This window comes from Runella sp. (genome assembly GCF_965279615.1).
GTDB lineage: Bacteria > Bacteroidota > Bacteroidia > Cytophagales > Spirosomataceae > Runella.
This window is the reverse complement of sequence record NZ_OZ257252.1, coordinates 188,712-201,983: the sequence shown is the minus strand read 5'-3', so window position 1 is coordinate 201,983 and position 13,272 is coordinate 188,712. Positions and strand designations below refer to the sequence as shown.

The 13,272-nt window shown below is 42.5% G+C and carries 8 protein-coding genes; 7 read left to right on the top strand and 1 reads right to left on the bottom strand.

Annotated elements, in window-relative coordinates:
* The first annotated feature begins 291 nt into the window (after positions 1–291).
* From ACQY73_RS00900 to ACQY73_RS00885, 4 genes are all read left to right on the top strand, one after another.
* Positions 292–3,687, top strand: coding sequence for a DUF2126 domain-containing protein (locus ACQY73_RS00900; RefSeq protein WP_428660157.1), 3,396 nt, complete (start codon positions 292–294; stop codon positions 3,685–3,687).
* A 47-nt stretch (positions 3,688–3,734) separates the two neighbouring features.
* Positions 3,735–6,302, top strand: coding sequence for a circularly permuted type 2 ATP-grasp protein (locus ACQY73_RS00895; protein WP_428660154.1), 2,568 nt, complete (start codon positions 3,735–3,737; stop codon positions 6,300–6,302).
* On the top strand, positions 6,292–7,170 hold the full coding sequence (locus ACQY73_RS00890; protein WP_428660152.1) for a transglutaminase family protein: 879 nt from the start codon (positions 6,292–6,294) through the stop codon (positions 7,168–7,170). The genes ACQY73_RS00895 and ACQY73_RS00890 overlap by 11 nt, the downstream gene beginning before the upstream one ends.
* Positions 7,171–7,359: 189 nt before the next feature.
* The gene (locus tag ACQY73_RS00885; protein WP_428660149.1) at positions 7,360–9,954 is read left to right on the top strand and encodes a penicillin-binding protein 1A; all 2,595 of its coding nucleotides are present in this window, start codon (positions 7,360–7,362) and stop codon (positions 9,952–9,954) included.
* 25 nt (positions 9,955–9,979) lie between these two features.
* Here the strand turns inward: ACQY73_RS00885 and ACQY73_RS00880 are convergent, their stop codons facing one another.
* A complete protein-coding gene (locus ACQY73_RS00880) occupies positions 9,980–10,354 on the bottom strand; it encodes a helix-turn-helix domain-containing protein (RefSeq protein ID WP_428660147.1) in 375 nt (124 codons plus the stop codon).
* A 343-nt stretch (positions 10,355–10,697) separates the two neighbouring features.
* Here ACQY73_RS00880 and ACQY73_RS00875 point away from each other — a divergent pair, with 343 nt between their 5' ends.
* From ACQY73_RS00875 to ACQY73_RS00865, 3 genes are all read left to right on the top strand, one after another.
* Positions 10,698–10,919: a hypothetical protein gene (locus ACQY73_RS00875; RefSeq protein WP_428660144.1), complete on the top strand. Its 222-nt coding sequence runs from the start codon at positions 10,698–10,700 to the stop codon at positions 10,917–10,919.
* A gap of 85 nt (positions 10,920–11,004) precedes the next feature.
* A complete protein-coding gene (locus ACQY73_RS00870) occupies positions 11,005–11,865 on the top strand; it encodes an ABC transporter ATP-binding protein (RefSeq protein ID WP_428660141.1) in 861 nt (286 codons plus the stop codon).
* The gene (locus ACQY73_RS00865; protein WP_428660138.1) at positions 11,862–12,563 is read left to right on the top strand and encodes a hypothetical protein; all 702 of its coding nucleotides are present in this window, start codon (positions 11,862–11,864) and stop codon (positions 12,561–12,563) included. The genes ACQY73_RS00870 and ACQY73_RS00865 overlap by 4 nt, the downstream gene beginning before the upstream one ends.
* Positions 12,564–13,272 lie beyond the last annotated feature (709 nt).

Genomic DNA, 13,272 nt, shown 5'->3' with positions numbered 1-13,272 from the left:
ACCAAAAAACGCGATGATTCGCAGTTAAACAGAGATAAAACAACCAACTGCAAGGGAAGAATTGCGTAAAGTGTTCATCGCAACCGGCAACGTATTGTTCCGAAATCGTGTTACCACTTGATAAACGTTGGATTAACTCAACATTGAGTCACCTGAAAAACAGTTCGGGTAAAATATATTTTATTACTCCTCCAAGACAATCTATGATTTTTTAGTGGTTAATTTACTTTTGACCACATTTTTGATTTTTTTTACATAAATCGTCCCACGCTCGTATCAAATTGATTATATATGTCGATAAAAGTTGCAATTTCCCACAAAACCAAATACATCTTTGACAGAAGCGTAAGCCTGTCGCCTCATATTTTTCGATTACGCCCTGCCCCCCACTCGCGGACGCCGATTGAAGGATATTCGTTTAAGATCTCGCCCAAAAATCACTTCATAAACTGGCAGCAGGACCCCTTTGGCAATTATCAGGCCCGGGTAGTTTTTCCCGAAAAAACGACGGAACTCAGCATTGAGGTGGAAGTCATCGCCAAGATGCAGATCATTAATCCGTTTGATTTTTTTGTCGAAGAATATGCCGAAAAGTTTCCTTTCCACTACGACGCTCTCCTTAAAAATGAGCTGACACCCTATTTGGAAGCACGCGAGGCCGGACCTAAATTATTGGAATGGATCGAGAAAAATAAACTGACGACCGACATCAAAACCGTTGATTATCTGGTTTATCTTAATCAAAAGCTGTTTAAAGATCTGTATTACAATGTTCGTATGGAGCCCGGCGTCCAGACCTGTGAGCAGACGCTCACGAGTTTAAGCGGCTCCTGCCGCGATTCGGCTTGGTTGCTGGTGCAGATACTTCGGCATTTGGGGATTGCTTCGCGGTTTGTGTCAGGTTATTTGGTTCAGTTAACGTCCGACATTAAATCACTCGACGGGCCTTCGGGACCGGAAAAGGACTTTACCGATCTGCACGCTTGGGCCGAGGCGTATGTGCCGGGCGCCGGTTGGATCGGATTAGACCCTACATCGGGGCTTTTTGCGAGTGAAGGACACATTCCGTTGTGCTGTACTCCCGACTACGCCAGCGCCGCGCCCGTTACGGGCGCAACCGACATTTGTAACGTAACGTTCGAGTTTGACAACCACGTCTACCGCATCCACGAAGATCCGCGTGTTACTAAGCCGTATACCGAAGAGCAGTGGGAGAACATCATGCAGGTAGGCAATGATGTAGAAAAAGACCTGCAGGACGGCGACGTACGACTCACCATGGGGGGCGAACCAACATTTGTTTCGATTGATGATTTTGAATCGCCGGAATGGAATTCTACCGCCGACGGACCACTGAAACGTAAGTTGGCTTATGATCTGGCGTTACGTCTCAAAAATCGCTTTGCTCACGGAGGATTGCTTCATTTCGGTCAGGGAAAATGGTACCCGGGCGAGTTGTTTCCCCGTTGGCAATACGCGCTTTACTGGCGGAAAGACGGCCAAACATTGTGGAAAAATGATGCGCTCGTGGCCAAAGAAGGTGACAAAAAATTTACGTATAAAGACGCCGAATTATTTTCAACAGAACTGACGAAATACTTGGGAATCAACCCCAATAATTTAACCCCGACCTACGAAGACCCTATTTATTGGGCGTTGGAAGAAGGAAAATTGCCCGTCAATATCGACCCGTTGGCCGTCAATCTGAAAGATTCGGTGGAACGTCAAACATTGGCGAAATTATTGGAAAAAGGGTTAAATAACCCGGCGGGGTTTGTCTTACCGCTTAAATGGAATTGGAATACGCAGGCTTGGACGAGTTGTGTGTGGCAGTTCAGACGTAATCACTGCTATTTGATTCCCGGCAATTCGCCCATTGGGTTGCGGTTACCGTTGGATTCTTTGCCCGAAGTAAGCAAAGACAAACGCGAAGACCCCATCGAACGAAGTCCGTTCGAAAGTTTGCCACCATTGGGTGAATATGGCGATGTTGTAGAAAAAAGATACGGAAGTATTGCCCCGGACTATAAAGCACCGGCTTCTCCTAAAAAAACCGAAAAGAAAGAAGAAGTTGCCTTTGAAGTTGATACCTTCAAAACAGCATTATCCATTGAAGAGCGTGACGGTATTATTTACGCCTTCTTACCTCCTACCGAATATTTAGAGCATTATTTGGACCTGATGGCTTCCATCGAAGCTACTGCCGAAAAATTGCAGATTCCGGTTAGAATTGAAGGATATACACCGCCATCTGATTATCGTTTGCAAAAACTGATCGTTTCTCCCGACCCGGGCGTGATCGAGGTCAATATCCACCCTTCCAAATCGTGGGGAGAATTGGTGGACAACATCAGCGCGTTGTATGAAGAGGCATTTTTTGCCCGTTTGGGCACCGATAAATTCATGGTCGATGGCCGCCATACCGGAACCGGCGGCGGCAACCACGTCACCATTGGCGGCGCTGTTCCGGCCGATAGCCCTGTGCTTCGTCGCCCGGATCTGTTGCGCAGTTTGATCACTTATTGGCAGCATCACCCGGCGTTGAGTTATTTATTTGCCGGCTCTTTTATTGGCCCAACAAGTCAAGCGCCGCGCATCGACGAGGGCCGCGATGAGCGGTTGTACGAAGCCGAAATTGCGTTTGACCAAATTCCGGATAACGGCGAAGTGCCGTTTTGGATGGTTGACCGTATTTTCCGCAATCTTTTGGTGGATGTAACGGGAAACACGCACCGTACAGAATTCTGCATTGACAAACTATATTCTCCCGATTCTTCAACGGGCCGACTGGGGATTTTGGAATTCCGAGCGTTTGATATGCCGCCTCACAAGCACATGAACTTGGTGCAAACGCTGTTGGTACGGGCGCTGATCGCTAAATTCTGGAAAGAGCCTTATAAGAAAAAATTGATCCGTTGGGGGACTGAACTACACGACCGCTTTTTGCTGCCGCACTTTGCCTATTTGGATATGGTCGATGTGGTCAATGATCTCAAAGATGCCGGTTATGCCTTCGATATATCGTGGTTTGATCCTTTCTTTGAATTCCGTTTCCCACATTACGGAACCATTGCGGTAGATAACATGCAACTGGAAATACGCCTTGGCATTGAGCCGTGGCACGTACTGGGCGAAGAACTGTCAAGCTCAGGAACTTCTCGTTTCGTAGATTCTTCGCTGGAACGCTTACAGGTAAAGGTCAGTGGTTTTGTGCAGGATCGTCATATTCTGGTTTGCAACGGTTGCCGCGTTCCGCTCAGAAGTACCGCCGTTAAAAGTGAATTTGTGGCGGGCATTCGTTACAAAGCGTGGAATCCACCGTCTGCCCTGCACCCCACGGTTGGCGTAGATGCGCCGCTTGTTTTTGATGTGGTGGACACATGGAACAACCGTGTGTTGGGTGGTTGTACATATTTCGTATCTCACCCGGGAGGGCGCAGTTTTGATACATACCCCGTTAACAGCTACGAAGCGGAATCACGGATGATCAGTCGTTTCTGGGGTTTTGGCCATACGCCTTCCAACGATAATCAGGAAGCATCGGCACCGGTACAACAGGCAACGTCGACTATTTCACGTTTCGTTGCGGAAAGCAAGAAAGACCTGAAAATTGATACTCCGATTGAACTCATCAATCCGGAATATCCAAATACGTTGGATTTAAGAAGATTTTGGCGTGCAAAATAGTAATTTAAGAGCCCAATTGAGTAATTATTCTTTGTAACAATTTCCTAATGCACACAAGCACCTCTATTGATTTACTCCAATCGTATCAACAGGAAATCAATTCGTATGACGAAACCATCGGTCCGGATGGTCACGTCAAACCGCATTGGAAAACCCTTTTTACTTCACTTGAACGTCTGGGAATCAAAGAGTTGGAGGCACGAAATCAGGAGATCATCAATCGACTGCGGGAAAACGGCGTTACTTATAATATATATGACAGTTCCGATGGGCTGAATCGTCCGTGGCAACTTGATCCTATTCCTTTTCTCATTGAGCAGAAGGAATGGGATCATATTTCAAAAGGGCTTAAACAGCGGGCGTTGGTGCTTGATCTAATGCTAAAAGACATATACGGTCCCCAAAAGCTCGTCAAAGATGATATTTTACCCCCTGAGTTGGTATTTGACAATACAGGTTTTTTCAGGCCTTGTTTTGACATAAAACTTCCTTCTCAAAATCAGCTGATCCTGTACGCTGCCGACATGGCCCGGGGGCCGGACGGCCGGATGTGGCTCGTCGATAACCGCACGCAGGTTCCTTCGGGCGCAGGGTATACGCTTGAGAACCGTCGCATCATGAGCAAGCTGTTGCCCGAACTGACAGAAGGGATGTTTGTAAATCGGCTTTCTCCTTTTTTCAATCATTTCAGTCAAACGGTTTCGGGATTTGCCAATCGGGGAAAAGAAAATCCAAACATTATCTATCTGACCCCCGGCTCCAACAACGAAACCTATTTTGAGCATGCTTATTTAGCTTCGTATTTGGGCTATACGTTGGCACAAGGGGACGATCTGTTAGTGCGGAATGGCTACGTTTGGTTAAAATCCATTGATGGTTTGGAACGCGTGGATGTGATTGTGCGCCGTGTGGACGATGATTGGTGCGATCCGCTCGAGTTGCGTGAAGATTCACGCTTGGGCGTGCCCGGGCTTTTACACGTAATTCGTTCCGGCAATGTTGTTGTGCTTAATCCTCCCGGAGCAAGTGTGCTTGAAAACAGTGCATTATTGGCATTTATGAACATTACCTGTCGCTATTTTTTGGGTGAAGAACTCATTATGCCTTCTATTGCGACCTGGTGGTGCGGACAGCCCAAAGAGCGTAATTTTGTACTTGCAAATCTCCACCGGCTGATCATTAAAAAAGCCAATCGTAAGCAAAGATTTCGGTCAATGTACGGTCGGCTTTTAACCAATGATCAACTTGCCGATCTCAGAAATGCCATTCTTCAACACCCTCATGAATATATTGCGCAGGAAGAAGTAAGTCTTTCCACCACGCCTTCGTTGGTGGATGGCAAAATCGAGCCTCGTCTTGCTTCACTTCGTGCATTTTTGGTATCGGATGGCAATGAATATCAGGTGATGAACGGTGGCTTGACCCGGAGTTCGGCGGAAAAAGACCGTTATATTATTTCAAATCAATACGGCGGTATTTCCAAAGATACGTGGATCGTCTCCGACACCATGCCTGAGGTGAATACCAAAATAGCGGTTCAGAAAACTGCTCCTGTCATTCACCATACCTCGTTGCCCAGCCGTACGGCCGAAAACCTTTTTTGGGTGGGGCGGTATAGCGAGCGGACCATGGCGCTTACCAAATTCATGACCATCGTTATCAATGCGCTCAATGAAAATGTTGCCTTCAGGGGCTCGTACAAATCTGAGTACATTGATATTTTGCTGCAATCCGTCACGCACCTGACGTTTACGTATCCGGGCTTTACAGACGAAGGCAATACTGCCATTCGCGAAAATCCGTACTTAGAACTCATTGAGTTGATTCACAATGCGCAAAAACCGGGCTCGGTGGCATCGCATTTAAGCTCGTTCCTACATTGTGTCATCAGCGTCAGCGACAAGTGGAACAACGACACACGCCGTATCATTAACCTGATCGAAAACAGTCAGAAAAAGGTTAGAAACGCCGATAAACATAACCCCAACAGTTTTCAGAAAGTACTCGACAAACTGCACATTCGGCTATTCTCTTTTTACGGTATCATTTCCGAATCCATGCCTCGTGACAGCGGTTATTTTTTATTGGAAGCCGGCAAATTAGTAGAGCGAGTGCTTTCACGTATCAGTATCATTCGTTCATTCTTTAGTTTCAAAAATGACGAAAACATTGAGAATGAACTCATTGAAGCTTTACTGACCAACCAACACCTGTTGGTTCATTACCGCCAGATCTACAAAACGAGTTTTAATTTGGAAGCTGCGCTCGACATGGTTTTGTTGGACAAAAAGCTTCCTTATTCCCTTGTTTATCAATTGGATCTATTGTCTGAATGCCTTTGTCAGCTCCCCAAAGACGCCCGGTTCGACCGTTTAAATCAGGCCGAGAAAGCCGTCTTGGAAGCCTCCGTTAAGATAAAACTTGCCGCTGTCTCCAAACTTAGCGCCTGTCAGCCCAATACCCAATTCCGGGAAAATTTAGACCGCTTATTGGGCGAAGTCACCGAACTGATCTCTTCGGTTACGTTCAGCCTGACCCAGTTGTATTTTATGCATACTGTTATTCAAAACGTTTTATTGGAGGGTACCAACAACAACGAGACCAATGAAGTATAAGCTAACGCATCGAACAAAGTATAAATATGTGGTCCCGGTGAGCACCTATCACAGTCTGGTTTGTCTGAAACCGCAGACCATGAAGGGGCAATTGTGTCATTCTTTTTCGCTTCTAATTACCCCTACTCCCGTTGAAGTGGTACCGAGAACCGATTTTTTCGGTAATACGCTCCATTATTTTTCTATTGATGTTTCGCACAATGAACTGACCGTAATCGCGGAAAGTACGGTGGAAAGTTTCTCCAAAACTATTCCGTTGGAAAACCTTTCCATGTTGTGCCGAGATGCCCGCAATTATATTTGGAATACTCATTTGCTGAAAGCGGAATTACTGCAATACCTTTTGCCCAGCCCGTTTATTTCGTGGGACAATGAAATCAGGCATTTTGCGCAGGACTGTTTTGCCGACAATCTTCCTCTATACGAATGTGTACGACGGTTGTGTCACAAAATTTACACGGAATTTACCTTCGTTTCCAATTTTACCAACGTTAATACCCCTCTCAAAACCGTCCTGAAAGAGCGCAAAGGCGTATGCCAGGATTTTTCTCATTTGGCCATTGCCGGCTTGAGAAGTCTGGGATTTCCCGCTCGCTATGTAAGCGGGTACATTGAAACTCTACCGCCGCCGGGCAAGAAAAAATTGCAGGGCTCGGATGCGTCTCATGCGTGGTTATCGGTCTATATTCCCAACATGGGTTGGTGCGAATTTGACCCTACCAATGATATGATACCGCAGGAAAGGCACATTATCATTGCGTATGGACGTGATTATGGCGACATCGCTCCGTTGAAAGGAATCATTTTCAGTTCCGGAAAACACACTTTGTCGGTAGCCGTCAATTTGGTGCCACTTGAACTTGTTTAGATGATTCTGTGGTCATTTATGGTCAGGAAACAGTAATGCCGGTGTAGCCAACCATGAATGCCTCACGACCATAAATGACCCTTCTTTGCCCGACAATGCCTTGTTTCTTATTATTCGGTAAATCACTTCGTTTTTTCGTATCTCCCAAAAAAGCTATCTTTGATGCTCAAACCCATTAGGCATTGATTTATGCGTGATTTTTTGGAGAAACTGAACGTGATTTGGCAAAAACTCATCGCTCCCTTCAAGCAGGCTTTTGGCTGGTTACTGACATTGCTTTACAATTTAGTTGGCAAAGTAGTTGGTAAAGAGCGGCTTGCCGGCTGGAGCGCCTCTTACCATGCGTACCGCACTTCGTTAAAAAGAAGATTCCACAACCGTGTTGACGTAAATTCCCCCTATTACCGTCCGGTAATACTCCTCTGGAAAACATTTCTTTATGGCACGTTGGGTTTTGCTTTTTACATTTTTTGCGTCGAAACCAATTTTTTATGGTTATGTGGCAGCATGCCCAGCGTCGAAGACCTGCAAAACCCCAAAGTGGCGCAGGCTTCCGAGATCTATTCGGCCGACGGGCAACTGATCGGAAAATTTTATACCGAAAATCGCACCCCTATTGATTATGACAGTCTTTCGCCCAACTTGGTGAAAGCACTCATTGCTACGGAAGATGCCCGTTTTTATCAACACTCCGGCATTGACTCACGGGCGTTGATGGGCGTGGCCGTAGGAATTCTGAAAGGCGGCGAACGCGGCGGCGGAAGTACCATTACGCAACAGTTGGCCAAAAAACTGTTCAAAACCCGTAAACGCTCCGCTCGCGGGCTATTAGGCTACGTTCCGCTCGTGCGAACGATCGTCTACAAAACTAAAGAATGGTTGACCGCCATTCGGTTAGAACGTAACTTTTCGAAGGAAGAGATCCTGACCATGTATTTCAATACCGTTGATTATGCCAACAATACATACGGTATCAAAACGGCAGCAAGGTATTATTTTAACAAATCACCTTATAATCTTAATTTACAGGAAGCGGCCGTACTTGTAGGGCTTCAAAAAGCAACCAATACGTACAATCCGACCAAGAATTACGACAAATCGCTGACACGTCGCAATACGGTGTTGGCGCAAATGGTCAAGTATAATTATTTGACACAAGGTGCGGCCGACTCGCTCAGCAATCTGCCCATTGAACTTCATCTAACACCCGAGCGCTTTAACGAGGAAGACGATGAATACGCCATTTATCAGTATTTCAACGGAAGTGTAGAAGATTTTGTCAAAAAATGGGGGGAAGAAAACGATTATGACCCCTATACCGACGGATTGAAAATCCGTACCACCATTGATTCCCGAATGCAGAAACACGCCGTTTCCGCCGTAGGAGAACGGATGCGAATGCTTCAACAAACCTTTGAGAATCACTGGTTAAAACAAAATCCGTGGCGCGACGAGCAGGGCAACGAAATTCCTAACTTTTTGCATGACGTTGCCAAACGTACCGACCGCTATAAGGTATTGTCAAAGAAATTTTCCCGACTGGATTCCATTACCCGTCAGGACTCGATTTGGTATTATATGAACAAACGAGACACCATGACCATTTACGACTGGAAAACCGGTCGCGAAAAACGCGTGGTGATGAGCTCTATTGATTCACTCAATTATTACAAACGCATTCTGCGCGCGGGCATGATGGCGATGGACCCTTACACGGGACAGATCAAAGCGTGGGTGGGCGGTCTGAACTATAAATTCTTTAAATACGATGCCGTTGAGCAGGGAAAACGGCAACCGGGTTCTACGTTCAAACCCTTCGTTTATTGCGCCGCTATCGACAGTTCTGCTTTTAACATGGGCCCGTGTGATACGATGGTGGACGAACCTTTTCAGGTCGAAGTTCGGGAGAAAGTAAAAGGCCGTGATACGACCCGTATCTGGCGGCCCAAAAACTCGACCGGGGGCTTTACTTACCAAGAATTGACTTTACGCCGTGCATTGGCGCGCTCTATCAACTCCGTCACCGCCCGTTTAACGGACAAGATCGGAGCACAGTCGGTGGTCAATTATGCACACAAACTGGGGATAACAACAACCCTCAAAGCGGTTCCTTCCATTGGCTTGGGTCCGTTCGACGTTTCGCTGTATGATATGGTCGCGGCTTACTCCGTATTTCCAAACGGTGGTCGCCACACCGATCCGGTAGTGGTAGCCCGCATCGAGAATGCCGACGGAAGCGTGATCGAAGAATTTGCCCCGCAAAGCAAACAGGTCATCAGCGAAGAATCTGCTTTTCTGATGCTTCACATGCTCAAAGGAGGAATCGAAGAACCGGGCGGAACTTCTCAAAACATCTGGACCTTTGGAAGTTTGTTTAAAAATGGCTTTGAGATCGGCGGAAAAACCGGAACAACGTCCAATAACTCAGACGGTTGGTTCATGGGTGTCACCAAAGACCTTGTCGTGGGTGGTTGGGTTGGCGGCGACGACCGCAGTATTCACTTCCGAAGTACCAACTTAGGCGAAGGTGCCAAAACGGCGTTGCCGTTGGTAGGGCGTTTTCTGGAAAAAGTATACGACGACCCAAGCATCGGTTACAAACGCGGGCCATTCCCAAAACCTACCATTACCATTATCAAGCCCTATAAAGGATGCGCGCCGTCCTCGCCTATTGAACAGCAGCCTGACTCGACGCTCACCAATGACACGCTTTTCATGCTTCCACCAACCATGGACCCTGACATGGAGATTCCTGATGTGCCGTTGGATACCATTAAATCGTAGGTCTTCTTTCTTTTTCGATTATAAACTAAAAATCCCGGTTGCCTGAAACTAACCGGGATTTTTCCTGCCAATATGATGCTTCAAGTTCGGCTTTCTCCAGCTTCGCTTCGAGCAGTTGTTTTTCTAACTGTAACTTATCAATTTTATACTGCAGCTCTTCCGGGCTTTTAGGGGGATTCACCTGAATCTTCGCTTTTATTTCACTACTGAACTGTAAAATATCACCAACAGTTACCTGTAGGGCAGTTGCTATCTGCGTTAATCGAGAAAACTTTATGTCTGTTTTACTGCGCTCAATGCCTCCATAGGCCAGTACTTTCATATTAAGCAAATCAGCCATATTTTCTTGCGAAAGCCCTTTCAGGGTTCGAATTGCCCGTATTTTTTCTCCTATTTTCATAGTTATAAGAAGTGGTTCTCTTTTAATAACAGTACGTAAACTATGCTGTTTAGTCACAATTTATAAGAAAAAATATGTTTTAACAATAGAATTTATATAAAAACAGTAAGACGACTTAGTGATGTAATGAGAGAAATTTGTAGTGATAAAATCAGGAAGTAGGCCAACCGTTTTACTGTCGGCTTTTATTTGTCTTGCAACTTTCAATTAACTAAAACAAACATTTACCTAAACCTTCTATTCGCAGCTTAAAGCCATAAAAAACGAGCAGAAAAGTTAAAATTTGAATTGGGAGTGATTCAAAGCTACTATTTAAAAACATTGTTAAGGAACTTCACTTTTTATGAAAAAAATCAAAGCTTTATTAATCATTACTTCGATTGCAATGTGCGGGCTTTTCACAGCAGGTGCTCAAACCTATTCGGGAGGTACGCTACCGGAAGTAACTATTAAGTGCTCAAGACATACTTACGATTTAACCTTTAGTGGTGGATTTTTCAGTGTGCAGATTCACCTTATTGCTATTAGCTGTGACAACGGATTTAGCGAAGTACTTTGGGTATAAATACAACTATTTGGTGTTTCTTATGTAATTGAATATACGAAACACCAAATAAACACTATTCATGCAATACTAAAATTAATCAATTTTGAACATCATTCTTAAAAATGCTTCTTTAATATTATCCGGAAATACGATTTTAGACAATATTAGCCTCGAAATTGAGGAGGGAGAAATTTGTTGTATACTTGGCAAGAATGGCGCAGGAAAGACTTCTCTATTCAAGTGTATTTTAGGAGGTCTACCTTTAAGTTCAGGTGAAGTAATCATTGGAAACAGTATACTTAACGCTAAAAATCGAGAGAACTTATTACATAAGATTGGCGCTCTTTTAAATAAAACAATTTCTTATGACCATTTAAGTGTTTGGCAAAATATCTCCATTATTGCCCAATTATATTCTATTAATGATCCCATTATATATCTGAAAACATTAGAAACGGTTGGGCTCATAAACGAAAAAGATAAGCTAGTTAAGCATTTATCAACCGGAATGAAGCAGCGACTGGGGCTGGCTATCGCGTATGTTCATTCGCCGCAGTTCTTACTGCTAGATGAACCTACTAATACTTTAGACCCTCAGGCAATCATTGAATTTAGAGAAATAATAAAGCTTTTAAATAGCAAAAACAATGTTTCCATTGTGTATAGTACACACAATATTGAAGAGGCGCAAAAATTAAGTAGTAGAATAATTATTTTAAAAGATGGTAAAATTGTATTTGACAGTAAAAAAGACGCTGTTTCTTTATACGAGATAGCTATTGCCCCTCAAAACAATTTCAAAGAAGGAACCAAAAAAATCGACTTTTATACAAATAAAAATGATATATTCATACTATACAATTTCATGGATAGAGATAATATTCACTCATCTTTCAAAATAAACTCAATCAGGAGTGCTACAATTGAGGATATATACTTAGCCAAACATTGCGCTATTTTATGAAAAACATAACATCTTATATATCAACAGAATATATTAAGTTACATAAACAAGCTACAATATTAGCTACTCCATTTATATTCAATATACTGTATTTTTACGCTTTTTATCATTCATTTAACACGACTTATCCAAATTGGAAGTACGAATTTCCAGCTTTAGAAAAATTCACTTACTGGTGTTTAAAAGTAACAGATATTGCATCTGTTACCATCACCATATCTGTTTTAATTGTGGTTTTTTATTTAATAACAGTCGATTTAAATCATTGGAATGTTTTTCAATTTTTACCGGTTAATCTATCAAAGATACATTTATCAAAAGTACTTTTAGGTATCATTTTAGTTATAACGATTCAAACCTGTATATTTTTTTTTGAATATATCGAATTTTTAATTTCCTTAAATACCCTTTTTGAAAAAGGCAGTTGGGATAGGCTTTTTTATAAGTTATCATATGTAGAAGTGGTTACTTTTTTTATTTTTGGATATTCTTCGTGTTTTCTTTTAAAAAGCAACACTTCTTTGTGGATATTATTCATGGTTATTTTAATTTTTATCCGCAATATTCTTCCGATTCTTCCATTATCTTCTTTATACTTTTCATATTCACAGAGAAACGCATTTTGGAGCAACATTTCCTTTCCCATTGTTTCTGTAGGCTTATTTTTTCTCACGATATTTAAACGGCAAAATGGATAATTTTATTAAAACTATAAATTTCAATATACAAACATATATATACAGCAAGAAGATTCTAGCAACTGTTGGCGTTGGTTTATTTTCAATGTTTACAATTTTAATCTTATTCTATTTTTCATTTAATGGTAATACACCGATTAATCAGAGAGGTGTTGGATATTTTAACTCACTCTGTGAGATTTCTACATTGATATTTTATTTTACTTTCAACTTTTCCATTCTCCTATTATGTTATGTAATTCAAAATATAGAACTAGACAACTCTCTTGAATTAAAATTTTTACTGTTACCTGCCCCTGCAATTTATTTTTATTTTTCTCGGCTTTTTATTATTATCACTATAGTACTTATATTCACCTTTTTCTATTTAACAATGTCATATTTTTTGTTACATTATAGAGCTGACTATTTAAAATCTAACAATTCTAACTATTATTTTTTCTTATATATCGGTTATTTAAATCAGCTTTTAATATCTTCATTTGGATATATAGTCATCGTAGTATTATTGAGTTTTTATATAAAGAACTTAATAATAGGCTTTTGCCAAATCTTCATATGCTTCTTATTAAGCTTTAGTCCTGATTTTTTCTTTCTTCCTTCCAGTTTTGGATATAAAAATTTTCGGCATTATGCTACTATAAATCTATATCCTGATTCTATTCTAAAAAACGAATCAAATCATTGGGTTTTTTACAGCACTACTATA